The 24,162-nt window shown below is 71.8% G+C and carries 27 protein-coding genes; 7 read left to right on the plus strand and 20 right to left on the minus strand.

The window, feature by feature from the left end:
• The first annotated feature begins 30 nt into the window (after positions 1-30).
• A complete protein-coding gene (locus IZR02_RS05270; protein WP_025102905.1) occupies positions 31-372 on the plus strand; it encodes a hypothetical protein in 342 nt (113 codons plus the stop codon).
• An 11-nt stretch (positions 373-383) separates the two neighbouring features.
• On the opposite strand, the gene IZR02_RS05275 is transcribed toward IZR02_RS05270, so the two are convergent.
• The 6 genes from IZR02_RS05275 to IZR02_RS05300 form a co-directional block, all read right to left on the minus strand.
• Positions 384-668 carry a hypothetical protein gene (locus IZR02_RS05275; RefSeq protein ID WP_025102906.1) on the minus strand — a complete coding sequence of 95 codons (285 nt, stop codon included), beginning with the start codon at positions 666-668 and terminating at the stop codon, positions 384-386.
• A complete protein-coding gene (locus tag IZR02_RS05280; protein WP_051582182.1) occupies positions 665-1,159 on the minus strand; it encodes a BLUF domain-containing protein in 495 nt (164 codons plus the stop codon). Before IZR02_RS05280 ends, IZR02_RS05275 begins: the two co-directional genes overlap by 4 nt.
• Positions 1,156-1,413, minus strand: a complete 258-nt coding sequence (locus tag IZR02_RS05285) for a hypothetical protein (protein ID WP_025102908.1) — start codon at positions 1,411-1,413, stop codon at positions 1,156-1,158. Before IZR02_RS05285 ends, IZR02_RS05280 begins: the two co-directional genes overlap by 4 nt.
• An 84-nt stretch (positions 1,414-1,497) precedes the next feature.
• A complete protein-coding gene (locus tag IZR02_RS05290; protein ID WP_025102909.1) occupies positions 1,498-3,858 on the minus strand; it encodes a glycoside hydrolase family 65 protein in 2,361 nt (786 codons plus the stop codon).
• Positions 3,859-4,003: 145 nt separating this feature from the next.
• A complete protein-coding gene (locus IZR02_RS05295) occupies positions 4,004-5,056 on the minus strand; it encodes an SDR family oxidoreductase (RefSeq protein ID WP_025102910.1) in 1,053 nt (350 codons plus the stop codon).
• A 1-nt stretch (position 5,057) separates the two neighbouring features.
• A complete protein-coding gene (locus IZR02_RS05300) occupies positions 5,058-5,939 on the minus strand; it encodes a manganese catalase family protein (RefSeq protein WP_025102911.1) in 882 nt (293 codons plus the stop codon).
• A 194-nt stretch (positions 5,940-6,133) separates the two neighbouring features.
• On the opposite strand from IZR02_RS05300, the gene IZR02_RS05305 reads away from it, so the two are divergent.
• The gene (locus IZR02_RS05305) at positions 6,134-7,531 is read left to right on the plus strand and encodes a M20/M25/M40 family metallo-hydrolase (protein ID WP_025102912.1); all 1,398 of its coding nucleotides are present in this window, start codon (positions 6,134-6,136) and stop codon (positions 7,529-7,531) included.
• Between the two features lie 144 nt (positions 7,532-7,675).
• A complete protein-coding gene (locus IZR02_RS05310; protein ID WP_025102913.1) occupies positions 7,676-8,245 on the plus strand; it encodes an alpha/beta fold hydrolase in 570 nt (189 codons plus the stop codon).
• Between the two features lie 15 nt (positions 8,246-8,260).
• Here the strand turns inward: IZR02_RS05310 and IZR02_RS05315 are convergent, their stop codons facing one another.
• From IZR02_RS05315 to IZR02_RS05325, 3 genes are all read right to left on the minus strand, one after another.
• On the minus strand, positions 8,261-8,923 hold the full coding sequence (locus IZR02_RS05315; RefSeq protein WP_025102914.1) for a hypothetical protein: 663 nt from the start codon (positions 8,921-8,923) through the stop codon (positions 8,261-8,263).
• Positions 8,924-9,044: 121 nt separating this feature from the next.
• Entirely contained in the window at positions 9,045-9,344 is a 300-nt protein-coding gene (locus IZR02_RS05320) for a Fe-S cluster assembly protein HesB (protein ID WP_025102915.1), read from the minus strand.
• A 108-nt stretch (positions 9,345-9,452) separates the two neighbouring features.
• Positions 9,453-9,908 carry a GNAT family N-acetyltransferase gene (locus tag IZR02_RS05325; protein ID WP_025102916.1) on the minus strand — a complete coding sequence of 152 codons (456 nt, stop codon included), beginning with the start codon at positions 9,906-9,908 and terminating at the stop codon, positions 9,453-9,455.
• A 152-nt stretch (positions 9,909-10,060) separates the two neighbouring features.
• On the opposite strand from IZR02_RS05325, the gene IZR02_RS05330 reads away from it, so the two are divergent.
• Positions 10,061-10,621: a Dps family protein gene (locus IZR02_RS05330; RefSeq protein ID WP_025102917.1), complete on the plus strand. Its 561-nt coding sequence runs from the start codon at positions 10,061-10,063 to the stop codon at positions 10,619-10,621.
• A 34-nt stretch (positions 10,622-10,655) separates the two neighbouring features.
• On the opposite strand, the gene IZR02_RS05335 is transcribed toward IZR02_RS05330, so the two are convergent.
• Entirely contained in the window at positions 10,656-11,201 is a 546-nt protein-coding gene (locus IZR02_RS05335) for a DUF6328 family protein (protein ID WP_025102918.1), read from the minus strand.
• Between the two features lie 81 nt (positions 11,202-11,282).
• Between IZR02_RS05335 and IZR02_RS05340 the strand changes: the two genes are divergently transcribed.
• A complete protein-coding gene (locus tag IZR02_RS05340; protein WP_025102919.1) occupies positions 11,283-11,486 on the plus strand; it encodes a hypothetical protein in 204 nt (67 codons plus the stop codon).
• Between the two features lie 4 nt (positions 11,487-11,490).
• Here the strand turns inward: IZR02_RS05340 and IZR02_RS05345 are convergent, their stop codons facing one another.
• Both IZR02_RS05345 and IZR02_RS05350 read right to left on the minus strand, forming a co-directional pair.
• Positions 11,491-12,075 (minus strand): 1-acyl-sn-glycerol-3-phosphate acyltransferase, encoded by a 585-nt coding sequence (locus IZR02_RS05345; RefSeq protein WP_025102920.1) that lies wholly within the window; start codon positions 12,073-12,075, stop codon positions 11,491-11,493.
• Positions 12,076-12,098: 23 nt separating this feature from the next.
• On the minus strand, positions 12,099-12,692 hold the full coding sequence (locus IZR02_RS05350) for a carboxymuconolactone decarboxylase family protein (protein ID WP_217316576.1): 594 nt from the start codon (positions 12,690-12,692) through the stop codon (positions 12,099-12,101).
• Between the two features lie 127 nt (positions 12,693-12,819).
• On the opposite strand from IZR02_RS05350, the gene IZR02_RS05355 reads away from it, so the two are divergent.
• The gene (locus IZR02_RS05355) at positions 12,820-12,966 is read left to right on the plus strand and encodes a hypothetical protein (protein WP_197426449.1); all 147 of its coding nucleotides are present in this window, start codon (positions 12,820-12,822) and stop codon (positions 12,964-12,966) included.
• Between the two features lie 30 nt (positions 12,967-12,996).
• On the opposite strand, the gene IZR02_RS05360 is transcribed toward IZR02_RS05355, so the two are convergent.
• Positions 12,997-14,472 (minus strand): MDR family MFS transporter, encoded by a 1,476-nt coding sequence (locus IZR02_RS05360; protein ID WP_025102922.1) that lies wholly within the window; start codon positions 14,470-14,472, stop codon positions 12,997-12,999.
• Between the two features lie 165 nt (positions 14,473-14,637).
• Between IZR02_RS05360 and IZR02_RS05365 the strand changes: the two genes are divergently transcribed.
• Positions 14,638-16,713, plus strand: coding sequence for an ABC transporter ATP-binding protein (locus IZR02_RS05365; protein WP_025102923.1), 2,076 nt, complete (start codon positions 14,638-14,640; stop codon positions 16,711-16,713).
• A gap of 12 nt (positions 16,714-16,725) precedes the next feature.
• Here the strand turns inward: IZR02_RS05365 and IZR02_RS05370 are convergent, their stop codons facing one another.
• From IZR02_RS05370 to IZR02_RS05400, 7 genes are read right to left on the minus strand one after another with little or no spacing between them, the layout of a single operon-like run.
• On the minus strand, positions 16,726-17,499 hold the full coding sequence (locus IZR02_RS05370; protein WP_025102924.1) for an SDR family NAD(P)-dependent oxidoreductase: 774 nt from the start codon (positions 17,497-17,499) through the stop codon (positions 16,726-16,728).
• Between the two features lie 22 nt (positions 17,500-17,521).
• The gene (locus tag IZR02_RS05375; protein WP_025102925.1) at positions 17,522-18,469 is read right to left on the minus strand and encodes a glycosyltransferase family 2 protein; all 948 of its coding nucleotides are present in this window, start codon (positions 18,467-18,469) and stop codon (positions 17,522-17,524) included.
• Between the two features lie 23 nt (positions 18,470-18,492).
• A complete protein-coding gene (locus IZR02_RS05380) occupies positions 18,493-19,629 on the minus strand; it encodes a cysteine desulfurase family protein (RefSeq protein WP_025102926.1) in 1,137 nt (378 codons plus the stop codon).
• Positions 19,630-19,633: 4 nt separating this feature from the next.
• Entirely contained in the window at positions 19,634-20,485 is an 852-nt protein-coding gene (nadC, locus tag IZR02_RS05385) for a carboxylating nicotinate-nucleotide diphosphorylase (RefSeq protein WP_025102927.1), read from the minus strand.
• Complete coding sequence (nadB, locus tag IZR02_RS05390; protein WP_025102928.1) at positions 20,485-22,008, minus strand: L-aspartate oxidase; 1,524 nt, start codon at positions 22,006-22,008, stop codon at positions 20,485-20,487. The genes nadC and nadB overlap by 1 nt, the downstream gene beginning before the upstream one ends.
• Positions 22,005-23,342 carry a quinolinate synthase NadA gene (gene nadA / locus IZR02_RS05395; protein WP_025102929.1) on the minus strand — a complete coding sequence of 446 codons (1,338 nt, stop codon included), beginning with the start codon at positions 23,340-23,342 and terminating at the stop codon, positions 22,005-22,007. The genes nadB and nadA overlap by 4 nt, the downstream gene beginning before the upstream one ends.
• Entirely contained in the window at positions 23,339-24,055 is a 717-nt protein-coding gene (locus tag IZR02_RS05400; protein WP_025102930.1) for an NUDIX hydrolase, read from the minus strand. Before IZR02_RS05400 ends, nadA begins: the two co-directional genes overlap by 4 nt.
• Between the last annotated feature and the right edge of the window lie 107 nt (positions 24,056-24,162).

Consider the following 24,162-nt stretch of genomic DNA (forward strand, 5'->3'; position numbering starts at 1 on the left):
CCCACTCGGTTCGCCTGGGAGAGTGGTGGGATGCAGCAGGCAGAGACGAGTCGACCGCGGCTCCTGAGGAGAGCCCTGCCGGCGGTCGTCGTCGTGCTCGTGACATGGCTGCTCCTCTGGCTGGCTCAGGGAGTGCCGACCGTGTGCGCCCTCGCGTTCCCCTGCCCCACGCCGGACGTCCGTGTCGCCCCGGCCCTGCTCTTCGGCGGGCTGTTGCTCGTGTCGACGGTCGTCCTGCTTCTCACGTCCGGATCGCGCCACGGGCGGAGCGGGGTCCGCGCTGTCGCGTGGGTGCTCCTGGTCGGCATGGCCGTCGTGGGCCTCGGCGCGGTGCTGTTCTCGGGCGGCTTCAGCATCGGTCTCGGTCGCTGACGTGCGACGGCTCAGCGCCGTACACCCGCGTCCGGCCCATGGCGATCCTCGAACGCGCGGAGCGCGCGCCTCGCGCGGCGAGTCTCGACGATACCGACGACGATCCCGGCGGCGAACACGATGATGCTGAGAACGCGCCACAACCCGGCGGGCGCATCCAGGAGGAACGCGACCGTCCAGCCGACCGTCATCACCGAGGAGAACACGATCGCGTAGACGCCCCAGTTCCGCCGCCGTTCCAGCGCCATGCGCTGCTGGATGAGCGACGGCTCCGGTCCGCCCGCGGGCCCGCTCATACCCGGAGGGAGGAACCCTCGTCGCTCGCGGTCGGAATCGGAACCGCAGCGCCGGAGCGGGTGCGGAACCACAGGGTGAGCTCGAACAGGGCGCGCTCCATCGTGGAGGCGTCCGCGCCGTCGACGAGGTCGTCGAAGGAGTCGCGGAAGCCCGCGGGGGCGGCGGTGCTCCCCGTGCGGAACGACCGATAGCCCATCGACCAATCGGAGAAGAGCCGGGCGGTGATCGGCGTCTCCAGCAGGATGCGCATCGCGCGGTGACGCGGATCGTCGGCGATCGCGTCGACGAGTCGGCGCACGGCCTCGACCGGTCCTTCGAGGACCTGGAGGAAGCGCCCCTGGCGGAAGAGGAGGAGGCCCGTGATGTCGCGGGCCGCGTTCGACCGGCGGCACTGCTCGAGCAGCTGCTCCAGAGCGGTCTCCCGGAACGGCTGCGCCGCCGTGCTGGTGTAGACGAGGCGGAGCAGCCCGTCGGCCCTGGCCGCCGTCACCCCTGCACCAGCTCCGGAGCGCCGAGGGCGGCGTCGCCCTCCGAGGGGCCGGCGTGGGCGACGACCTCCGTGGTCGCGTCGCTCAACGTGGCGTGCAGACCGAGCGGCTGCGCGGACGCGGAGAACGCGGCGAAGCGGCCGTCGGGCTGACGGTCGACGTAGCCGAGGAAGTCTCCGCCGCGGCTTCCGACATGGAAGCCGTCCTCGACGCACGCCCAGAGGACATCCGATGCGGGGTGGGGGGAATCAGGCACGGCTCCACACTACGGCGGGCGGCCGACATCGCCGCGGGCCTTGCGCTGACCCGCCTCGATATGGCACACGCACCGCATGCCGCCTCAGTCGCCGGCGCGCGGTCGTCCCGGTTCCCGCCAGCGCGGCGGCACCGGGGCCGGAGTGAGCGGCTCGACGCGGTCCGGCGTCGGCAGTTTCGACGGAACGCCGGCGTGCAGGACGAGCTCCTCGCCCGCGTGCCGGATCGTCACCGGTTCGCCAGCGCTCAGCCGGTAGGTCGTCTCCGCCGGCGTGATGTCGACGTGCAGGATGCAGCCGTGCAGCCGCACCCCGAACGCGAGACGGGTCACCCCGTCGGGGAGCTGCGGCCGGAAGGACAGGCCGTCGTCTCCCTCCCGCATGCCGCCGTAGCCGGCCGTGACTCCCGTCCAGATGCCGGCGAGGGCCGCGATGTGCAGTCCCTCGTCCGTGTTGCCGTGGAGATCGTCCAGGTCGAGGGCCGCGAGCTCCGCGAGGTACGCCGATGCGAGCTCGAGATGGCCCACCTCGGCGGCGATCACGGCCTGCGCGGCCGCGGAGAGCGAGGAGTCACGCACGGTGAGGGCGTCGTAGTAGGCGAACGCCCTGGCCTTCTCCTCCCACGTGAACTCCTCGTGCGCGGTGTAGAGCGCCAGCACGAGGTCGGCCTGTTTCAGCACCTGCTTGCGATAGAGGTCGAAGTAGGGGAAGTGACTGTGCAGCGGATAGTCGTCGGGGCCGGTGGCGTCGAAATCCCACCGGGCGTGCGCGGTGAACCCCGCCGACTGCGGGTGCACCTTCCGCTCCTCGTCGTAGAGCACGGTCATGCCGTCGGCGGCGGCCTCCCACGCGGAGATCTCGTCGTCGTCCACGCCGAGGCGGGCGGCGACGTTCGGATGCCGCCGGACGGCTGCCGCGGCTCCGCGGAGGTTCCGGCGGGCGGAGAGGTTGGTGTAGACGTTGTCGTCGACCACGGCGGTGTACTCGTCGGGCCCGGTGACCCCGTCGATGTGGAAGCCGCCGTCGTCGTCCCGGCGCCCGAGGGACACCCAGAGGCGCGCGGTCTCGACGAGGATCTCCGTGCCCGCCTCCCGCTCGAAGTCCTGGTCACCCGTCGTGCGGACGTAGTGCATCACCGCACCCGCGACGGCGGCGTTGATGTGGAAGGCCGCCGTGCTCGCCGGCCAGTATCCGGAGCTCTCCCGCCCGTCGATCGTGCGCCAGGCGAAGGACGCGCCGCGCAGGCCGAGCGTGCGCGCCCGCTCCCTGGCGTGATCCAGCGTCGCATGCCGCCAGCGCAGTGCCTGGAGCGCGGCATCCGGAGCGGTCGAGGTGAGCACGGGGAGCACGAACGCCTCGAAGTCCCAAAATGTGTGGCCCTCGTAGCCCGAGCCGGTGAGACCCTTGCCCGGCACGGATCGAGCCTCGGCGCGCGCCGACGCCTGGAACACCTGGAACAGCGCGAAGCGCACGGCCTGCTGCAGCCGGGCATCGCCCTCGATACGGACGTCGCCGCACTCCCAGTACCGATCGAGGACGGCGCGCTGTCCCGCCACGAGCGCGTCCCACCCCAGGCGAGCCGCTTCCTCCACGGCCTCCTCCGCGCGGTCACGCAGCGTCTGCGGTGCGAGGGACGCCGACCACTCGTGTCCGACGAGCTTGACGACCTCGAGCTCCTCGCCGGGGGCGAGGTCGACGCGGATGCGCGTGCGCGCCAGATCGTCGTCCACCTCGGTCGTCACCTCCGGCGTCCTCTTTCCGGAGATCTGCACGAGATGGTCCGCGCTCACCGCCACACGCAGACCGCTGCGGCGGGTGCGGTGCAACAGCGTGCTCCGCGCGCCGCGCTCCGATGCAGCGACGGCCTCCAGCGGACGGGCGAGGAGCTCCTGCACCCGCGGATCGTCATGGGTCACGGGAAGCGGCTCGTTCGCGAGCACCTCGGACAGCACGGTCACCGCGAGCGGAGCGTCGAGCGCCTGCACGCGGTAGCGCACGGCGGCCAGCGACCGGTGCTCCAGGGAGACCAGACGGGTCGAGTTGATGTGCACCCGACGTCCCTCCGCTGACTCCCAGTCCACCTCCCGATGCAGGGTGCCTTCGCGCAGGTCGAGGCGGCGGGTGTGCGCATGGACGGTCCCGTGCTCGACGTCGAACGGCTCGTCGCCGACCAGCAGGCGGATGAGCTGCCCGTTCGGCACGTTGATCACCGTCTGCCCCGTCTCGGGGTAGCCGTATCCGTCCTCCGCATACGGCATCGGATGCTCTTCGAACACGCCGTTCAGGTAACTGCCCGCCACACCCCGCGGATCGCCTTCGTCGAGATTGCCCCGCCAGCCGATGTGGCCGTTGGAGAGACCGAAGACGGACTCCTCCTGCGCGAGATGGGCCGGGTCGACGCTCTCGATGCCGACGGCCCACGGCTCGACCGTGAAGCGCGCCGTCATCGGCGCGCCCCGGCCCCGAGGCTTCTGTCCGCGGAGGAGCTGAGGATGCCGAGGAGCATGGAGTTCCCTTCTGCCGGAGACCGTGTGCCTCGACGGTATCCGCGCCGATGCACCGGCACGAGGGAGTTGCGCCGCGTCGACCCGGTCAGGTAGGCGGTCGGCGACGCGAGCGGCGCCAGGGCGAGAGCACCGCGCCGAGGAGGGCGACGACCGCTGCGGTCCGCCACCCCGGGTGCACCCGCAGCCAGGTGCTGACGCTGCCGCGTCCGCGGTGCGGCAGCCCGCCGCGCTGGTCGGTGTCGCGGAGCGGACCGACGAGGTTCCCGAACTGCGCCGGAGCGGCGTCGGCCGTGTGCATCATCCGCGGACCGAACCGGCCGAGGGCGGCATCGAGCACGCCCGGCGTGACGCGCTGGAGCCCGGTGAGCAGGAGAGCGCCGCCACCGACGTGGGTGGTGCGTGCGGGGTGCACGGCGGCATGGAGGATCGCTCGTGCCACGGACCGCGGACGGTAATGCGGATGCGGCCCGCTCGGCCGAAACGCCATCCGACTGCGGGCATGACGGTAGATCGGTGTGTCGATGACGGCGGGTCGGACCACCGTGATCGTGACCGGCGCGCGCTCGGCACGCAGTTCACGGCGCAGCGCGTCGATCGCTCCTTCCAGTGCGTGCTTGGAGGCGGCATACGCGCCGTGCCACGGCAGCGCCACCACGGCCTCGGCCGAGCTCACGACGATGATCGTCCCTCCCGAACGCCGGAGCGCCGGCAGTGCCGCCTGGACGCCGTTGAGCTGTCCGATGACGTTGATGTCGAGGACGCGACGGAACTCCTCCGGTGAGGTGTCGGCGACCGGGGCATAGAGGAGCACGCCCGCGTTGCCGACCCAGGTGTCGATCCGCCCGAACGCGTGCGTGATCTGGTCGACCGCGTCCTGCACGGCCCGGCGGTCGGAGACGTCGCACACGATCCCGCGGACGTCCCCGCCTCCCGCGGCGATCTCCTCGACCGTCTCGGTCAGCGCCTGCTCACCGCGGGCGAGCAGGACGACGGATGCCCCCGCTCGCGCGAAGCCGAGGGCCGCCTCCCGGCCGATGCCGCGGGAGCCGCCGGTGACGACGACCATCTGTGCGTCGAGGGGCGGCCGCCGTGCGCGTGTGCGCGGCGACCGCCCCTTCCGCGAGACCGATGGCGGCATCTCACTCCTTGTGGAGCGCGTCCTGCGCGGCGCCGGCCACCTTCTCCACGACGTTCGGCAGCTCGGTCGTGCCGTAGAAGCGCGCGTCGGGGTGGGTGGGCGGAGGCATCTCGGCCGTGGTCGTCGGGCCCTCGTGGTAGCTGAACTCGCCATGTCCGTCCGGCGTCGGTCCGGATGCCCATGTGCCTTCCGCGGCGGCAGGACCGTCGCTGAAGTTGAGGTACTGGTACGACACGTCGCGGTGCTCCTTGGACAGCGGGAAGTTGCTGGGCACGGGCAGCTTCTCGGCGCCCTCGGCCTTCAGCTCCTCCGCGGCGGCGAGCCACTGGTTCTGGTGCATGGTGTCGCGCGCCAGCAGGAAGCTCAGCAGATCGCGCACGCCGTGGTCGTCGGTCATGTGGCAGAGCCGGGCGACCTGCACCCTGCCCTGCATCTCGGCGTTCGCATTGGCCATGAAGTCGGCGAGGAGGTTGCCGCTCGCGGTGATGTACGAGCCCTGCCACGGGTTGCCGTTGCTGTCCACCGGGCGGGCGCCGGCACCGGCGACGATGCCCTGCTGCACGTCCGTACCGCCGACGATCGCGGCGACCGTCGGGTCGTCCTGCACGGCGTCCTCCGTGATGCCGAGCGGGGACTTCTCGAGGAGTTGCGCGATCATGACCGCGAGCATCTCGACGTGGCCCATCTCCTCGGCCCCGATGCCGAAGACGAGGTCGCGGTACTTGCCGGGGATGTGCATGTTCCACGCCTGGAACTGGTACTGCAGGGCGACGGTGATCTCGCCGTACTGCCCGCCGAGGACCTCCTGCAGCTTGCGGGCGTACACGGCGTCCGGGGCCTCGGGCGTCGCGGAGAATTGGAGCTCCTGTCGATGGAAGAACATATCGAGCCTTTCTCTTCTGGGGATGGGCTGGCCATGCAACGCCCGGTCGGCCGATCCACTCAGGCCCTTTCCAAACCCGGAAGCGCCTGGGACAATCACTCTCGGCCCGCTGCGCCGCGACGACCGTTAGCGGGTGCGCCGCGACGGCGTCAAGCCCCGTCCGGAGAACCGGTCCTCCGGGCAGGCTGTCCTCCATGACGGAGGAGACGGCGGCAGCGCAGGATGCGATCGGCGCCTTCCTCGGGTCCCACGTCGACGAGATGGTCGAGCGTCTGTCGGCCTGGGTCGGGATCCCCTCCGTGTCCGCGGACCCCGAGCGTCGCATTGACGGTGTGCGGTCTGCGCACTGGATCGCCGGAGAGCTACGCGATGCCGGCTTCACGACGACGCTGCTGTCGGCGGGTGACGCGATCACCGTGTTCGCCGAGCGGTCGGGCGCGCCGGGAGCGCCGACGGTCCTCTTCTACACACACCACGACGTCCGCCACGCCAAGCCGGAAGAGTGGAGCGAGACGGCGCCTTTCACTCCGGTGCTCCGCGACGGGCGGCTCTACGGTCGCGGTGCGTCGGACGCGAAAGGCCAGGCGCTCGCGCACGTCTGGGCCCAGCGCGCGCTCGCCGCCGCGGACGGACCTGATGCGGGGGTGCACCTCAAGCTGCTCATCGACGGCGAAGAGGAGATCGGCTCGCCTCACCTCCAGGGGTTGCTGGAGGGAGACCCCGCACGGTTCGCGTGCGACCTCGTGGTGTTCTCGGACACCCTCCAGTGGGAGGTCGATTCCCCGGCCCCGGTCACCACCATGCGCGGGACGCTCACGGCGACCCTCACGGTGCAGGGCCCTGACCGGGACGTGCACAGCGGTGCCGCGTCGGGCGTGACGGTGAACCCCGCGCTGGTGTTGTCCCGCGTGCTCGCGCAGCTGCACGCCGAAGACGGGAGCATCGCGATCCCCGGCTTCTACGACGACGTGCCGCCGCTCAGCGAGGAGCGTGCGGCAGAGCTGGAGGCGGTGCCGTTCGACCCGGATGACTGGGCGCGGCGCACCGAGACCAGGGTCATCGTCGGGGAGGAGGGCTTCACGCCGAAGGAGCGCCTCTGGGTGCGCCCGGCCATCGAGGTGATCTCGCTGCTCGCCGGTGACCCGGAGGGCATCGAGCGCTCCGTCATTCCGCGGGAGGCCATGGCCTCGCTGAGCATCCGGACCGTCGCCGACCAGCGCAACCATGACGTCGCCGACGCTCTCCGCGCCTTCATCGCCGACGTCATGCCCCCCGAGGCGACGTACCGTCTCGAGGTCGACGAGGACATCGCGCAGGAGCCGTATGTCTCTCCTCCGGGGCCGTACCGGGATGCGCTGGAGCGCGCTCTCGCCCTCGGGTACGGCCGACCGATCCAGGGGAGGATGGGCAATGCCGGGGGAGGGCCGGCCGAGCTGCTGTCCCGGGAACTCGCCGCCCCGGTGATCTTCCTCGGTACAGGGCTGCCCGAAGACCACTGGCATGCGAGCGACGAGAGCATCGATCTGCGCATGCTCGTCCGCGGCGCCGCGACGCTCGCGCATCTGTGGCGCGAGCTCGCCGCCGCCTCATGACTCCGCCGGGGGATGCGAGGAGGAGGCTCGTCCCCCGGCGGGCTACGCTGGACGCAGGCGCCACCGCCCGGTGCCCGGTCGCAGGAGCCCGGCGCGGACGACGCCTGCGAACCTGACACCGACGGCTTGAGGAGAACGACGCCGATGACCGACACCCAGATCTTCGAGCCCGAGGGCCGCGCCATCCCCTTCGTCGACGAGGGTGACGGGCCGGTCAGGCTCGTGCTCATCCAGGAGCGCGGCCTGGCCGCCGACGTGCTCGGAGTGGTCGGTCACTACCTCGCCGAGGAGGCCGGATTCCACGTGGTGCGGATCGGCCATCGCGCGGATGACGCCGACGTCTCGATCGACGACCGCGTCGCGGACGCGCTCGCCGTCATCGACCACCTCGGCCTCGGCGACACGTGGATCGGCGGACACGGCTTCGGCGGCACGATCGCACGGTCATTCGCGCTGGCTCATCCGGAGCGCGTGAACGGTCTCGCACTCCTCGGCGTGGAAGACGTGGAGACGCCCCTCGCCCCGGTGATCCCGGTGCTGCTGATCCAGGGGACGGCCGACGAGGTCACCCCGCCCGCGAACGCCGAGAGCCTGCGCGCCACGGCTCCGGAGCGCGCCAGCATCAAGGTCGTCGAGGGCGGGGATCACCTCTTCCCGATGACGCACCCCATCGAGACGGCCGTCGTGCTCGAGGAGTACCTGGACTGGGACTGAGGGTGACGCCGCGGGTCAGAGGTCGCTGAAGTCGTTCGCGGGGACCATGATCTGCGTGACGGTGTCGCCGTCGAGCACGAACATCGTGTAGATGATCCCGGTGGAGCCCGGGCGGGTCAGGGACTCGGTGTCCGGCACCTCGCGGCCGCCGAGCCCGAGTTCGCTCGCCGTCTCCGGGTCCTCCGCATCCGTCAGCGCCCAGGCATCGGCGGCGCGGAGCTCGGCGCGGGTGCTGCCGACGCGGAATCCGTCCTCGGTGACGACGGGGAGGCCCGCCACCTCGGCCGCGGTGACGGAGACGCTCGCCGGGGCCTCGCCGGTGCTGTCGGCCAGGACGCGCAGGCCCTCCCAGTCGTACGCCTCCAGCGTGGAGGCCTCGCCGGGGAAGATCTCCACGCTCTCCGGCTCGGGAAGCTGGCCGGTGACCTCCTGGAGGAGCTCGAGAAGGGCGGCGGCGTCCGTGTAATCGGCGCTCCGGTCTTCCGCGCCGGTGACCGTCAGACCGTCCAGCGTCACCACGATCTGCGCGGACGTGGTCTCCGTCGGCGTCGGCGATGCGCTGGTGGTCTCCGAGGGACGAGGAGACGCGGACGGCTCGGCCGAGTTCGCGGGAGCACAGGCCGTCACCGCGAGCGCGGTGGCGGCAAGGGCGAGAAGAAGAGAAGCAGGTCGTCGCATGCTCCGATGCTAGAGCGTTTGCGGCCGGGTGCCCCGAAGGCGCGGACCTCGTTATCAGAGCGTGCTCGGAGACGGACGGACGCCGCGGCCGGGGCGGCCGCGGCGTCCGAAGTCTGAGGTCTCAGGCGACCTGAGGGAGCACGGCGAAGGACACGGAGCCCTCGTCGTCCACGCCCGCGTCGAGGACCTTGTCGTCGAGCGCGGAGGCGGCGGCCTCGTCGAGGAACAGGCGCGTGCCCGACAGCTCGACGACCTGATCGGCGGGCTCCGGGTCGGCGGTCACGGCGACGGCGAGCCGGGCCGCGCCCGAATCGTCCTGCGCATCGGCGGTGTGGATGCGCAGCCCGGCGGCCGGCGCGTCGTTCTGTCGACTCACAAGGGTCGACACGATGGCGGTGGCGTTGTCGGTGAGGGTGAGCACGAGCTCTCCTTTCCGGTTGGGGCATGACGCGGTCGCGACATGTCCCGGCTACGATTCCCCATCGCCCCGGATCCCCTCGACCCCCTTGCGCCGACGGGGGCGATGCCCTTAACCTCGCAGCCGCTTGCGGAGGAAGACCTGGGCGGTGCCGTCGCCCTGCGGCACCCGTTCGCGCTCCTCGTATCCGCAGGACTCGTACAGCCGGATGTTCGCCTCGCTGAGGCTTCCGGTGAAGAGCTCGGACTCGCGGGCGTCGGAGGCCTGCTCCGCCGCCTCGAGGAGCTTTCGCCCGATGCCCTCGCCCTGCATGTCGGGGGCGATCGCGATCCGTCCGATCAGGAGCAGGTCGTCGTCCTCGACGAACCGGATGGCTCCGACCAGGCGGCCGTCGATCCGGGCACCCAGGCCGCGCTCCGAGGTGAGCTCGGCCTCCATCTCGGCGAGCGTCTGGGTCAACGGCGGCATGTCGACGCTCCCGTAGATCGCCGCCTCCGACACGAAGGCCGCCCGTTGGATCGTGAGCACTTCGCCGGCATCCGCCGCGGTCAGAGGGGCGATGACCACCTCGGGTCGATCCTCCTGTGCTGCTGTTCCCACTGTTCCGCCTCTCGTGATGGCCGTGTCGCCTCCCTCACGTTCGGGGGTGCGCCCGGTGGGTGTCAACCCCCTCGAATCGGCCGCGTGGCGGGGTTACCGTGACGGCAGGAGGTCACACCATGGCAGACACGAAGTCCACGAAGACCAGCAGCTCCCGCAGCAAGGACGGGGCGGCGAAGGCCGGCGTCAAGACCACGCGCCAGCAGAACGCGGAGAAGGGGTTCACGGCATCCCCGACCCTCGCGGCGAACCTGCAGGCCGTGCTCGTCGATCTGCTCGAGCTCTCGCTGCAGGGCAAGCAGGCGCATTGGAACGTCGTCGGACGGAACTTCCGCGACACCCACCGGCAGCTCGACGAGATCATCGAGGACGCCCGGACGTTCAGCGACACCATCGCGGAGCGCATGCGCGCGCTGCACGCCGTCCCCGACGGCCGCAGCGCCACGATCGCGAAGACGACCACGCTGCCGGAGTTCCCGACCGGCGAGGTGTCCACGACGGAGACCATCGACCTCGTGACCGCGCGCCTCGAGGCCGCGGTCGGGACGATGCGCGACGTGCACGACGCCGTCGACGAGGAGGACCCGACGTCCGCCGATCTGCTGCACGCCGTCATCGAGCGGCTGGAGCAGTTCGCCTGGATGGTGAGCGCGGAGAACCGCAGTCCCGCCGGTCGCTGATCGACCCGCTGTCCGACCGCCGCCCTCGTCGCGCTCACGCCGACGGGGGCGGCGGTCCGTCGTGTGATCGCGCCCGCGCTCGGGCGCGCCGCAGCCGGCCGGGCAGCGCCATCCACAGTCCGACCACGAGCACGAGGGACGCGACGAGCGCGATGATCCCGGCGGTCCGGCTGACCGTGAAGTCGATGATGAGGGTCGTGACGCCGATCGTGAGGGCGCCGATCACGAACAGGTCGATCTTCACCAGCCGCGCCGCCGTCCGGACGAGCTCGGGCTTCAGCCGGCTGCCGAACAGGGCCCGGTGGATGCCGACGGGGGCGAGGGCGAGGATCGTCGCGAGAGCGGCGAGGGCCACGAGGACGACGTACAAATCGCGCTGGAACTCGTCCATGTCGGTGAAGCGCGGCTGGAAGGCCACCGCCAGAAGGAATCCGGTGAGGATCTGGGTGCCGGTCTGCATGACCCGCAGCTCCTGCAGCAGCTCCTCCCAGTTGCGGTCCGCGCGCTCGTTCGGGGTCTCGTCGCGGCCGTCGTCGCGGTCGTCGCGCTCGTCCGCGGCGCCAGGGGGTTCTGCTCTCATGGCGATAGTCTCGTGGGCACGATCCGCCGCTGTCCAGGACCTTGCGCGGCCCGGCGGAGACGCCTCAGGAAAGGACCCGAGATGACCCTGCCCCCGATCGACGAATGGTGGCCCGAGCTGTCCGACGAGGCGCGCCGAGCGGTCATCGGCAGCGGCTCGCGGCACCTCGATGAGGACGTCCGCGAGGAGATCAGGGAGATCACCGGAGCGGTGGTCGGAATGATCGAGTCGCTGTCCGACGACGACCTCGCGTACGCCCGAGACCACGCCCCCGCGGAGGAGTGAGGCGTCAGCCCTCCGGCCGCTCGGCCGTCTCCTCGCGCAGCCGCGGCTCCGTGCGGCGCTCCGGACGCACGCCGTGCTTGTCGGCGTAGAACGCGCGGATCCGGTCCATGTCGGCGGCCACGTCTCCCGTGAGGTCGATCGTCGGCCCGAGGCCGGTCGTCATCGTGTGGCGGTCGACGAAGCCGAGGGTGACCGGCATGCCGGTGGCACGCGCGATCCGGTAGAAGCCGCTCTTCCAGTACTCGTTGCCGCCGCGGGTGCCGTCGGGGGTGACGACGAGGCCGAACACGGTCCCGGCGTGCACTTGGTCCACGACCTCGCCGACGATGCGTGCCGGATCCGCCCGGTCGACGGCGATGCCGCCGAGGCCGCGCATGATCGGGCCGCGCCAGCCGCGGAACAGGCTCTTCTTGCCCAGCCAGTGCACCTCGATGCCCAGCCGCCAGGCGATCGCGAGCATGAGCACGAAGTCCCAGTTCGAGGTGTGCGGGGCGCCGATAAGGACGGTCGGCCGCGTGGGGGCGGCGTCGGCGACGAGGGTCCACCGGCTGACGGCCCAGTACACGCGGGCGAGGAATCGTCGGAGCATCCGTCCAGATTAAGGGGAGCGGCCTATCGATCACCTGGCGGCTCGGCCGCGGAGGCGTGCGTGAGCGCCGCGGCGAGAGCGGGGTCCAGCCCGGAGACCTCCTCGACGGGGACGGCCAGCGCGAGCAATGCCCTGCTGAAGTAGTTGCGCGCCGCCGCCGCCAGGGTGATGTCCACGATCTGCCGGTCGCTGAACCCCGCCTCGCGCAGCTCCTGCGTGTTCGCATCGGTCATCGCCGACGGATCCGTCGACAGGCGTGCGGCGAAGCGGATCACGACCTGCTCCTGCTCCGTGAAACCGCGGTCGTCTCCGGCAGCGAAGGCGGCGAGTCCCGCCTCGTCGACGACTCCCGCGCGGAGGGAGCGGCGGCCGTGGGCGAGCAGACAGTGTGCGGAACCGAGGGCCCGTGCCGCACCGAGGGTCGCGGCTTCGTAGACTCCCACGCCGATCGAGGGGACGACCGCGCGGACGAGCGCCTCGAAGGCGGCGTGGGCTTCGGGGTTCACGGCCATGGCCCGGGTGTGTGCGAACACGATCCCGTCGTCGGCGAGGTCGCTCTCGTACATCGCCGCGACATGCCCGGTCGCGGTGGTCCGTTCGGGCGGGTGGATGATCATGGCGCCTCCTCGGCTCCGGGGCGCGCGGCGAGGGCGTGCACCCCCTCGCCGGGAACGATACGCCGCTGTCGGCTCCCAGAGAAGAGCGTGCGGCGCCCGGTGCTCCTGGCAGGCGTACGATCGAGGGATGACCGATTCGAAGCAGGAGAGCACCGGGCAGGACGCGCCGCTCGGTCTGCAGCCGCTGCCGGGTGCGATCGAGCTGCTCGACGGCGGTGCCGCCGGCTACTGCAGCAACGGCGTCTGCCACATCCCCGCCCCGAAGGAGCGGTGAGCAGCAGACGCCGTCGGTGTCTCTGTGCGGTCAGTGACCGCCGTGCGCCGCGTCGCCGATGTCGTCGGCGGGCTTGCGCACCAGCGGGCTGAGCGCGACCGCGGCGAGCGAGATGATCGCCGCGATGAGGAACGCCGTCCGCGCACCGGGGGCACCCGCCACCGCCCGCGACAGGCCCTCGTCCTCGCCGGCGTGCAGGATGGCCGAGTACGTGACCGTGAGCAGCGCGACGCCGGCGGCGCCGCCGACCTGCTGCAGCGTGTTCAGCACGGCCGAGCCGTGCGAGTACAGCGAACGGTGCAGCGACCCCAGCGACGAGGAGAAGAGGGGCGTGAACGACATCGCGAGGCCCACCGACATGGCCGCCTGCACGATGATCAGCAGCCACCACACGGTGTGCTCGCCGACCGTCGAGTAGAAGAAGAGCGAGGCCGAGACGAGGATCGTGCCGGGGATGAGCAGCGGTCGGGTGCCCTTCGCGTCGTACACGCGACCCATGATCGGTCCGAGGAGACCCATCAGCACCGAACCGGGGAGCAGGATGAGGCCCGACTCCAGAGCGCTGAGTCCGGCGACGTTCTGCAGGTACTGCGGCAGCAGCGTGAGCGTGCCGAACATCGACAGCGCCAGGATCGTCATGATGATGACGGCCAGCGAGAAGTTCGCCGAACGGAACACGCGCAGGTCGAGCAGCGCGTCGTCCACCCGCTGCAGCACGAGCTGGCGCCAGACGAAGAGGGCGAGCGAGACGGCGCCGACGACCAGGGCGATGACGCCGGTCGTGCCGCCCGCACCGCCTTCGCCGCCGAACTGGCTGAGGCCGAAGACGATGCCGCCGAAACCGAGCGCCGCGAGCGGGATGGACAGCACGTCGAGCGGAGCCTTGCGGGTCTCGCCGAGGTTCGTCATCCACTTCGCCCCCATGCCGAGCGAGATCAGGGCGATGGGAAGCACGATCGCGAACAGCGCGCGCCAGTTGAACGCGTCGAGCACGGCGCCCGCGAGCGTGGGGCCGATGGCGGGCGCGAGCGAGATGACGAGGCCGACGCGACCCATCATGCGGCCGCGCGACTGCGCGGGCACGACGTTCATGATCGTCGTCATCAGCAGCGGCATCATGATGCCGGTGCCGGCGGCCTGGATCACGCGACCCACGAGCAGCACGGAGAACCCGGGCGCGACGAGCGCCACGAGCGTGCCGAGCGAGAAGGCCGTCATCGCGGCGATGAAGACCTGTCGCGTCGTGAAGCGCTGCAGGATGAAGCCGGTGGTCGGGATGACCACCGCCATGGTGAGCATGAACGCGCTCGTCAGCCACTGCCCGAGCTCGGGCGGGATGCCGAGATCGGTGTTCAGGTGCGGGATCGCGATGCCCATCGTCGTCTCGTTGAGGATGGCGACGAAGGCGGCGACGAGCAGCAGCCAGATGACCCGCATGTCCTTGCGGGGGATGCCCCCGCTCGATGCGGGGGGCGTCGTGATGGAGCCGGTATCGACGGCAGACATGGGCGGCCTCCAGGGCATCGGAGAGAAGAGGAAGGTGCGAGAGTTCGCGAGAGTCATTCAGCGTAACGGGTCGGACGGACATTTCATTCCGAAATCTGGGATATCGCTGAACGCCGAGACAGCGGAGCCGGTGTCCTGGGGGGTGAGTACGCTGGCGCCATGAGCATGGGCGGGATGGGCGGTGGTCCGCGGGGCGGTTTCCGCGGCGTGGACGAGGACGCCCAGCGTCGGCTCAACGCGGAGGCTCCGAAGATCGACGGACTCGGCACCCGGGTCGTCGCCCTGTTCAGCGCCTACCGGTGGCGCATCCTCTTCACCGGTGTCCTCGTGGTGCTCGGCGCGGGCATCGCGGTCATCCCGCCGCTCCTCGTGCAGCGCATCTTCGACGACGCGCTGTTCCCCGTCGACGGCGGCGGCCCCCACCTCTCGCTGCTCGGCGTGCTCGTCGGCGCGATGGTCGGCCTCTTCCTCTTCTCGGCGGTCCTCGGCGTCGCACAGACCTGGCTCACGGCCACGGTCGGCAACAGCGTCACGGGCGATCTCCGGGTGCGGCTGTTCGAGCACCTGCAGGCCATGGAGCTCGGCTTCTTCACCCGCACGAAGACCGGCGTGATCCAGTCCCGGCTGCAGAACGACGTCGGCGGCGTCTCGGGCGTGCTGACGAACACGGTCACCAGCATCCTCGGCAACGCGGTCACGGTGATCGCCTCACTCGTAGCGATGATCCTCATCGACTGGCGCCTCACCCTCATCGCCGTCGTGCTCATGCCGTTCCTCGTGCTCGTGCAGCGACGCGTGGGACAGGTGCGCGCCCGCATCGCGGGGGAGACCCAGGAGTCGCTGTCCGAGCTGACCTCCATCACCCAGGAGACCCTGAGCGTCTCGGGCATGCTGCTGTCCAAGGCGTTCAACCGCCAGCGCACCGAGTCCGAGCGCTATCAGCAGGAGAACCGCAACCAGGTGCGCCTCCAGGTGCGGCGGGCGATGAGCGGTCAGGGCTTCTTCGCGGTCGTCCAGGTCATCATGGCCAGCGTCCCCGCCGTCATCTACCTCGTCTCCGGATACCTCATCGCGGGCGGCACGGGAGCGATCACCGCGGGGACGATCGTGGCCTTCACGACGGTCCAGGCGCGGCTGCTCATGCCGCTCATGGGTCTCATGCGGGTCTCGCTCGACCTGCAGACCTCGTCGGCGCTGTTCGCCCGCATCTTCGAGTACCTGGACCTCGTGCCCGAGATCACCGACGCCCCCGATGCGATCGCCGTGGCGCAGGCCCCCGGGCCGCGTGGACGCATCGAGTTCCAGGACGTCGTGTTCCGGTATCCGGATGCCGCGGCCGACTCGCGTCCCACCCTGCACGGGGTCTCCTTCGTGGCCGAGCCCGGGCAGCACGTCGCCTTCGTCGGCCCCTCCGGCGCGGGCAAGACGACGATCCTGTACCTCGCACCGCGCCTGTACGAGGCCAAGGGCGGCGCGGTACTGTTCGCGGGGGCCGACGTGCGCACCCTCACGCAGGAGTCGATCATCGACGACGTGGGCATCGTCTCTCAGGAGACCTACCTGTTCCACGCGACCATCCGGGAGAACCTCCGCTACGCGAAGCCCGACGCGACGGACGAGGAGCTGGTCGCCGCCTGCACCGCGGCCAACATCCACCACATCATCGCGGGCTTCGAGAAGGGCTACGGCACGGTCGTGGGGGAGCGCGGGTACCGGCTCTCCGGTGGCGAGAAGCAGCGCATCGCGATCGCCCGTGTGCTGCTGAAGGACCCGCCGGTGCTCCTGCTCGACGAGGCGACCTCCGCCCTGGACACCGTGTCCGAGCGCGTGGTGCAGGAGGCCCTCGACGAGGCGGCCAAGGGGCGCACGACCCTGTCGATCGCGCACCGCCTGTCGACGGTCATGGGGGCGGACGTCATCCATGTGCTGGAGGCCGGGCGCATCGTGGAATCCGGCACCCACGCCGAGCTGCTCGCGCAGGGCGGCCTCTACGCCGAGCTGGCGGCGCAGCAGGTGGCCGCGTCGCGCGTGCTCGACGCGGAGATCGAAGCGGAGGCCGAGGAGGAGGCGGCGATCCGGGGCGGTGTCGAGGAGGGCGTCGAGGCCGGCCTCGCCGCGCGCCGTGCGGATCGCGAGCCGGAGGATTCCGCCGCCGCCGATGCCGTCGTGGCGCTGACGACGGGCGTCCCGCTGCCGACGGCATCGAGCACCGACGCCCGGCCGCGCCCGACCGACGGGTGACGACCGCGAGGGTCAGTGCACGGAGAGCCCGCCGTCGATGAACAGCGACTGGCCGGTGACGTAGGCCGAACCCGGACCGGCGAGGAAGACCGCTGCCGCGGCGAAGTCCTCGGGAAGACCGTTGCGTCCGATCATCGTCCGGGCCGCGAGGGCCGCGATCGTCGCGGGATCCTCCTGCAGGCGGGCGTTCAGGGGTGTGAGGACGAATCCGGGGACGAGGGAGTTGCTCGTCACACCGGTGCCGCCCCAGGCCTCGGCCTCCGAGCGCATGAGCGACTCGACCGCGCCCTTGGAGGCGCCGTACACCCCGCTGCCCACGAACGCGCGGTGCGCCTGCTGGGAGCTGATGTGGATGAGTCGCCCGAACCCGCGCGCCGCCATGCCCTGCGCCCAGCGCTGACCGAGGAGGAACGGGGCGAGCGCATTGACGGTCATCGTCGCGTCCCAATCCGCCTCGGTGATCTCGGCGTAGGGCGGACGGATGTTGATGCCGGCGGAGTTGACGAGGATGTCCGGCTCGCCGAAGGGGACGGCCGCGGCCTCCGCGACCGCATGGATGCCTTCGCGTGTGTTCAGATCGCCGACCACGCCCGCGGCCCGGCACCCCTGCGCGTTCAGCTCCTCGACGGTCTCGGCGATGCGCTCCGCGCCGCGGGCGACGATCACCGTGGCCGCGCCGGCCCGGGCGAGCGCCGTCGCGATGCCGCGGCCGATGCCCGAGCTGCCGCCGGTCACGACCGCGGTGCGGCCGTCGAGCGCGAAGAGCGAGGAGAGGTAGTCGGTCATGCGGGGGTCCTTCCGGCGGGGCTCACCACGCGAGGGCGGCGGCGAGGGTGGGGTCGGGGCGGGCGTCGGCGAACTCGGGAAGGGCACGCAGCTCGGCCAGGAACGCGGAGACCTCCGCCGCGTAGGCGGGATCGGGATGGGTGTCCGCGATCTCCCGGAGCGGAGCGACGTCCATCGCGAGGATGAGGTCGAGCCGGGCGGTCACGGCGGCGTGTGCGCCCGCCTCCTGCAGCACGCGGATGCCGCCGCGGAGCGCGGCGAGGTAGTCGCGGAGCACGGGGAGCTGCGCCTTGCTCTGGGTGATCGAGGTGCCGTCCGCTCGGACGCGCCAGCGCACCACGACGTCCGGCAGCACGTCGAAGGCGCGTGCCCGGGTGTACATCGTCTGCGCGACGACCTGGTCCTCGTAGGCCACCCCTTCGGGGAACCGCAGGTCGGACCACATCTCCGTGCGGCTCACCTTGGACCACGCGACGATGTTCGACACGGCCTGCGGGTGCTCCGCCAGAGTGGTGCCGAGGCGGGCCGGAGAGGTCGCCGCGGCCACCCACGGCTGCACGCGGCCGGGCACGTATCCTCGCCCCTGGGGACGCAGCCGCACGTAGGCGCCGGCGGCGAAGTCGCTCTCCGTGCGCTCGAGCGTGCCCACGAGGGTCGCCAGCGCGTCCGGCATCAGCTCGTCATCCGCGTCGAGGAAGCCCGTGAAGGGCGTGTCGACCCGTGCGAGGCCGACATTGCGCGCGGCGCCGAGCCCGACGGAGACCTCATGCCGCACCACGGTGAAGCGGGCATCCCTCGCGGCGGCGTCGGCGAAGATCGCTCCCGTGTCGTCGGTGGAGCCGTCGTCGATGAGGATGGCACGCCACCGCTCGTCCGTCTGCGCGCGGAGGGAGTCGAGAGCGGCGGGGGCGAACGCGGCGATGTCGCGTCCTGGCACGATCAGCGTCACGATCGGGGTGGGGGCGGTCACTCCGCCGAGTCTAGAGCCGTCCGTCAGCCGCGGACCGCGGCGACCGCCTCCGCGACCAGTGCGGCGAGGCGCTCGGGAGCGTCCGCCGGGAGCGCCGTGCGCCCGAAGGTGAACCGCACGGCCGTCTGGGCGACCTCCGGGGTGATGCCGCAGGCGAGCAGCACGGGGGAGGGCTCGTCGCTGCCGGCCGCGCAGGCGGAGCCGCTGGACGAGATCACCCCGCGGCGCTCCAGCTCCAACAGCACCGCCTCGCCGCTCACACCCGCGATCGTGAAGCTCGCCGTCGCGGGGAGCCGATGCACGGGATGCCCGGTCAGCGTCGCATCGGGCACCCGCCGGGTCACCTCGGCGATGAAGCGCGCCGTGGCCTCTGCCGCTCGGGCCGCAGCGGCCGCGCGCTCCTGCTCCGCGAGCTCGAGCGCCGTCGCCAGGCCGACCGCTCCGGCGACGTCCACCGTGCCGGACCGCCGTCCGCGCTCCTGGCCGCCACCGTGCAGGAGCGGCTCCAGAGGGAGGCGTCCGCGGACGACGAGCGCCCCGGTCCCTTTGGGAGCGCCGAGCTTGTGCCCGGCGACCGACACGGCGTCGGCATCCAGATCGTGCAGGGGCAGCCAGCCGGCCGACTGCACGGCGTCGACGTGGAGGGGCACGCGGCGGGCGCGGACGACCTCGCGGAGCGCGGGGATGTCCTGGACGGTGCCGATCTCGTTGTTCGCGTGTCCGACGGACACGACGGCCGTGTCGTCGGTGAGCACCGTGTCGAGGGCGTCCGGCCCGATCCGCCCGGTCCCGTCCACCGCGGGCATCGCGACCGTCACCCCGTGGAACCGGGCGAGGTACGCTGCCGACTCCCGGATCGACTCGTGCTCGATGGGTGACACCACCACGCGCCGCCGCCCGGAGGCGAGCGCTGCCAGCGTGATCCCCTTCACGGCGAGGTTGTTCGCCTCCGTGCCGCCGCCGGTGAAGACGACGTCGCCCACCCGCGCCCCGAAGACGCGGGCGACCCTGGTGCGGGCGTCCTCCAGCGCCCGCGCCGCCGTCTCGCCCGCGGTGTGGTGGCTGGCGGGGTTGCCGAACACCGCGGTGAGGTAGGGCTCCATGGCCGCTCGCACCTCGGGGCGTACCGGCGAGGTCGCGGCGTGATCGAGGTACAGCACGGACTCAGTCGATCCGGAGGTCGAGTCCGAGATCCAGCGCCCGCGCGGAGTGCGTGAGGGCTCCGACCGAGATCACATCCACCCCGGTCTCGGCGATGGCGCGGACGGTGGTCAGGTCGACGCCGCCCGAGGCCTCCACGGTGGCGCGCTCGCCGATGAGGGCCACCCCGGCGCGCAGGTCGTCGAGGGAGAAGTTGTCCAGCAGCACCGTGTGGGCACCGCCGTCGAGCACCGCCGGGATCTGGTCGAGACGGTCGACCTCGACGACGACGTGGGCGGTGTGCGGCAGCCGCGAGAGCGCCTCGCGAAGAGCCGTCGCGAGGTCGAGCCCGGACCGCTGGAGCACTGCGAGGTGGTTGTCCTTCGCCATGACCGCGTCGGAGAGGGAGTACCGGTGGTTCCGGCCGCCGCCGGACACCACGGCGTGCCGCTCGAACGCCCGCAGTCCTGGCGTCGTCTTGCGGGTGTCGGCGATGCGCGCCCGCGTTCCCTCGACTTCGCGGACGTAGGCGGCGGTGAGGGTCGCGATGCCCGACATCCGCTGCACGAGGTTCAGGGCGACGCGCTCGGCGGTGAGGACCGCGCGGGCCGGTCCGGTCACGGTGGCCAGCACGTCGGAGGCAGTGAAGGCGTCGCCGTCGCCCACGTGCAGGTCGACCGTGACGTCGGGATCGGTGAGGAGGAACGCGGTGGCGAAGGCCTCGCCGCCGCTGAAGACCCCGTCCTCGCGGGCGACGAGGTCGGCCGTGGCCGTCGTCTGCGCCGGGAGCAGGGTGGTGCTGGTGAGGTCGCCCCAGGGGGCGTCCTCCTCCAGCGCGGCTCCGACGACGCGGTGCAGGGTGGCGCGGGTGAGCATCAGGCGGTCTCCAGGATCGGTGCGTGTGCCGCGGTCGGTGCGGCGGGGGCGTGGTCGTCGCGGTGGTGGGCGCCGACCGAGACGGGGCGGGCCAGGGCGGCGCGGATGGCGGCCTCGGCGACCCGCAGCAGGTTCCGGTCCTCGTGCGAGCGGACGTCGGAGGGGGGAGGCGTCTCGACGTCCCATCCGCGCACGATCCGGAGCGCGCGCTGCAGGCCCGATCCGGTCCTGTGCAGGCCGACCTCGTCCCACAGCAACCGCTGCAGCCCGGCGCGGTCGAACGGGGGGAGAGGCTCCGGTACGACATCCGCGTCCGCCGAGTCGGTCGGTGACGGAAATGGGGTGATGTCGACGGCAGCGGGCCACGGTCCGTCCAGCGCGGCGGCGGCCCTGGCCCCGAACACGGCCCCTTCGAGGAGCGAGTTGGAGGCGAGCCGGTTCGCCCCGTGCACCCCGGTGCGGGCGGTCTCACCGACGGCGTACAGCCCCGGGATCGTGCTCCGTCCGTGCCGATCGGTGACGACGCCGCCCATGAGGTAGTGCGCGGCGGGGGTCACCGGCACGGGCTCCGTGGACCAGTCGAAACCGCGAGCGCGCGTCACCCTGTCGATGGTCGGGAAGCGGCGGGCGAGCGCGTCCGCCCCCAGGGCCGTCGCATCGAGGTGCACGGGCGCCCCCTGCCGGGCGGCCTGCCGGGCGATGGCCCGCGCGACGACATCCCTCGGCGCGAGCTCGCCGTCGGGGTGGCTGTCGAACACGAACCGTCGCCCGTCCTGGTCGCGGAGCACGGCGCCCTCGCCGCGGACGGCTTCGGAGAGCAGGAAGACCGGGCTGCCCGGAAGCGCGGTCGGGTGGAACTGCACGAACTCCAGGTCGGCGACAGCGGCGCCGGCGCGCAGGGCCGCCGCGATGCCGTCGCCGGTCGTCTCCGCCGGGTTCGTCGTGTGCGCGTAGAGCTGCCCCGCCCCGCCCGTCGCGAGGATCACGGCGTCGGCGCGGATCTCGGCCGTGTCCCCGTCGCGGAGGACCGTGATCCCGCGGACCCGTCCCTCCTCGACGACGAGGTCGAGGAGCATCGTCCCCTCGCAGACGGCGATGGGCGTGCGGCGAACCGCTGCGCACAGCGCCGCGGAGATCGCGGCTCCGGTGGCGTCGCCTCCGGCGTGCAGGATGCGGGCATGGGTGTGCGCCGCCTCGCGCCCGCGGGCGAGAGCGCCGCCCGGAGCCCGGTCGAAGGCGACGCCGCGGGCGAGGAGCTCGGCGATCCGGGCCGCGCCGTCCGCCACGAGCGCGTCGACCGCGGCCGGATCGCACAGACCCCCTCCGGCGCGGATCGTGTCGGCGGCATGGGCGTCCGCGCTGTCGCCGGGCCCGTAGCTCCCGGCCACGCCACCCTGGGCGAGAGGCGTGCATCCACCCCCGAGGTCGCCCTTCGTCATGACGGTCACCGTGTGCCCGGCCTCGTGAGCGTGCAGCGCGGCGGTGAGCCCGGCGATACCGGAGCCGACGACGACGACGTTCATCGTGCCCCGGCGGCCACCGGCGGCTTGGCGGCCAGCATCCGCTCGAGCGCGAGGCGAGCCGGATCGGCGACATCGGGGGAGACCGTGATGCGGTTCGGTGTGCGTCCGGCGACCAGCTCCTCCAGGACCCACGCGAGGTAGCCCGGATGGATGCGGTACATGGTGGAGCACGGGCACACGACCGGGTCGAGGCAGAAGATCCGGTGCTGCGGGTACTGTGCGGCCAGGCGGCGCACGAGGTTGATCTCGGTCCCCACCGCGAACGTCGTCGGCTCCGTGGCCTCGGCGATGGCGCGGCGGATGTACTCCGTGGACCCGGCCTCGTCCGCCGCGTCGACGACCTCCATCGGGCACTCCGGGTGCACGATCACGCGGACCCCCGGGTGCTCCGTGCGGGCCTGGTCGATCTGCGCCACGGTGAAGCGCCGGTGCACGGAGCAGAAGCCGTGCCAGAGGATCACCTGCGCGTCGACGAGCTCCTCCGCGGTGGAGCCGCCGAGCGCTCGCCGCGGGTTCCACATCGGCATCCGGTCGAGGGGCACCCCCATGGCCTTCGCGGTGTTCCGGCCGAGGTGCTGGTCGGGGAAGAAGAGCACGCGGCGGCCGCGGGCGAACGCCCACTCCAGCACCGTGGCGGCGTTGGACGAGGTGCACACGATGCCGCCGTGTCGCCCGACGAAGCCCTTGATCGCCGCCGAGGAGTTCATGTAGGTGACGGGGATCACCGGCACGCGGCCGTCTTCGTCCGGGGTGTCGAGGTCGCCCAGCACGTCGGCGAGCTGCTCCCAGCACTCCTCCACCTGGTCGATGTCGGCCATATCCGCCATCGAGCACCCTGCGGCGAGGTTCGGCAGGATCACCGCCTGGTCGGGACGCGAGAGGAGGTCGGCGGTCTCGGCCATGAAGTGCACGCCGCAGAAGACGATCGCCTCCGCGTCCGGCCGCATCGTGGCGGCGGTGGCGAGCTGGAACGAATCGCCCACCTCGTCGGCGTGCGTCACGACCTCCTCGCGCTGATAGAAGTGCCCGAGGATCACCACGCGATCTCCGAGCGTGGCTTTCGCCGCCTCGATGCGTCGGTGGAGCTCCGCCTCGCCGGCCTCGCGGTAGGCCGCGGGGAGCTCTCCCTGCCGGGGAGCCCCGGTGGGGATGACATCGCCCATGGAGGAGCCGGGGCCGTAGCCGGGGCGTGTGTCGAAGTCCCAGGGGCCGACGGCGAGGTCGGTCGTGCAGGTGGCGTCGGTGGAGACCCCGCCGACGATGGCCTGGATGGCGTGGTCGACGGACGGATCCGACGACGGGACGGCGGGCATCGGGACGAAGGTGGTGCTCATCGGGTTCTCGTTTCCTCCGGGCGGAGCGGACCGCGGTCGGCCAGCTCGAGATCGGTGTCGTCGCGGTACAGGCGGGCCGGGCGGTGACTGCCGGTCCGGAAGCGGTCGGTGCGGGTCAGGTTGCCGGCGGACTCGACCTGCCGCCGGAAGTTCGCGGGGTCGAGTGCGCGCCCCAGGATCGACTCGTAGGCCTCCCGGAGCTCGGCGAGCGTGAACTCGGCGGGCAGGAAGCCCTGGGCCACGCGGCTGTATCCGACCTTGTTCCGCAGGCGCCAGAGCGCGTACTCGATGATCTCGTGATGATCGAAGGCGAGCGCCGGCAGATCGTCGACATCGAACCACTCCACGTTCTCCGGCGCGCGGCCCGATGCCCGGTGCGCGGTGATCTGGGCTTCGACGTCGTCCTGACGCAGCAGCGCCCAGTACACGATCGAGACGACCCGCGTGGGGGAGCGGTCGACGGCGCCGAAGGCATAGAGCTGTTCGAGGTAGGTGGGCGCGAGGCCGGTCGTCTCGGCGAGCGTGCGGGCGGCGGCGTCGACCGGCGACTCCTCGGGGGTGAGCCACCCGCCGGGGAGCGCCCACCGCTCGGCGAACGGCTCGCGGGTGCGGCGGACGAGGGGGAGCGCCAGTACGGGCGGACCGTCGTCACCGCGGCGCAGCGTGAGGATCACCGTCGAGACGGCGACGCGGATGTCCGCACTTCGAGTCATAGGCACCTTAACCTCCGGACTCGATCTTAGTGTCATCGGGACCTTTAGTGCGCGCCCATGACGAGGGAAGACGTCGAGTCCGAAACGTTATCTCCCGCCCGCGGGAA

The sequence above is a fragment of the Microbacterium paraoxydans genome (assembly GCF_019056515.1).
In the GTDB taxonomy this organism is placed as follows: domain Bacteria; phylum Actinomycetota; class Actinomycetes; order Actinomycetales; family Microbacteriaceae; genus Microbacterium.

Excerpts from the sequence above, each read along its gene's own strand:
- IZR02_RS05315 (WP_025102914.1), bottom strand. The coding sequence starts at position 8,923 with ATGCGACGACCTGCTTCTCTTCTTCTCGCCCTTGCCGCCACCGCGCTC.
- IZR02_RS05345 (WP_025102920.1), bottom strand. The coding sequence starts at position 12,075 with ATGCTCCGACGATTCCTCGCCCGCGTGTACTGGGCCGTCAGCCGGTGG.
- IZR02_RS05295 (WP_025102910.1), bottom strand. The coding sequence starts at position 5,056 with ATGCCGCCATCGGTCTCGCGGAAGGGGCGGTCGCCGCGCACACGCGCA.
- IZR02_RS05365 (WP_025102923.1), top strand. The coding sequence starts at position 14,638 with ATGGGCGGGATGGGCGGTGGTCCGCGGGGCGGTTTCCGCGGCGTGGAC.
- IZR02_RS05330 (WP_025102917.1), top strand. The coding sequence starts at position 10,061 with ATGGCAGACACGAAGTCCACGAAGACCAGCAGCTCCCGCAGCAAGGAC.
- IZR02_RS05310 (WP_025102913.1), top strand. The coding sequence starts at position 7,676 with ATGACCGACACCCAGATCTTCGAGCCCGAGGGCCGCGCCATCCCCTTC.
- IZR02_RS05270 (WP_025102905.1), top strand. The coding sequence starts at position 31 with ATGCAGCAGGCAGAGACGAGTCGACCGCGGCTCCTGAGGAGAGCCCTG.
- IZR02_RS05355 (WP_197426449.1), top strand. The coding sequence starts at position 12,820 with ATGACCGATTCGAAGCAGGAGAGCACCGGGCAGGACGCGCCGCTCGGT.
- nadC (WP_025102927.1), bottom strand. The coding sequence starts at position 20,485 with ATGCTCACCCGCGCCACCCTGCACCGCGTCGTCGGAGCCGCGCTGGAG.
- IZR02_RS05275 (WP_025102906.1), bottom strand. The coding sequence starts at position 668 with ATGAGCGGGCCCGCGGGCGGACCGGAGCCGTCGCTCATCCAGCAGCGC.
- IZR02_RS05350 (WP_217316576.1), bottom strand. The coding sequence starts at position 12,692 with ATGATCATCCACCCGCCCGAACGGACCACCGCGACCGGGCATGTCGCG.
- IZR02_RS05400 (WP_025102930.1), bottom strand. The coding sequence starts at position 24,055 with ATGACTCGAAGTGCGGACATCCGCGTCGCCGTCTCGACGGTGATCCTC.
- nadA (WP_025102929.1), bottom strand. The coding sequence starts at position 23,342 with ATGAGCACCACCTTCGTCCCGATGCCCGCCGTCCCGTCGTCGGATCCG.
- IZR02_RS05290 (WP_025102909.1), bottom strand. The coding sequence starts at position 3,858 with ATGACGGCGCGCTTCACGGTCGAGCCGTGGGCCGTCGGCATCGAGAGC.
- IZR02_RS05300 (WP_025102911.1), bottom strand. The coding sequence starts at position 5,939 with ATGTTCTTCCATCGACAGGAGCTCCAATTCTCCGCGACGCCCGAGGCC.
- IZR02_RS05335 (WP_025102918.1), bottom strand. The coding sequence starts at position 11,201 with ATGAGAGCAGAACCCCCTGGCGCCGCGGACGAGCGCGACGACCGCGAC.
- nadB (WP_025102928.1), bottom strand. The coding sequence starts at position 22,008 with ATGAACGTCGTCGTCGTCGGCTCCGGTATCGCCGGGCTCACCGCCGCG.
- IZR02_RS05305 (WP_025102912.1), top strand. The coding sequence starts at position 6,134 with ATGACGGAGGAGACGGCGGCAGCGCAGGATGCGATCGGCGCCTTCCTC.
- IZR02_RS05370 (WP_025102924.1), bottom strand. The coding sequence starts at position 17,499 with ATGACCGACTACCTCTCCTCGCTCTTCGCGCTCGACGGCCGCACCGCG.
- IZR02_RS05360 (WP_025102922.1), bottom strand. The coding sequence starts at position 14,472 with ATGTCTGCCGTCGATACCGGCTCCATCACGACGCCCCCCGCATCGAGC.
- IZR02_RS05340 (WP_025102919.1), top strand. The coding sequence starts at position 11,283 with ATGACCCTGCCCCCGATCGACGAATGGTGGCCCGAGCTGTCCGACGAG.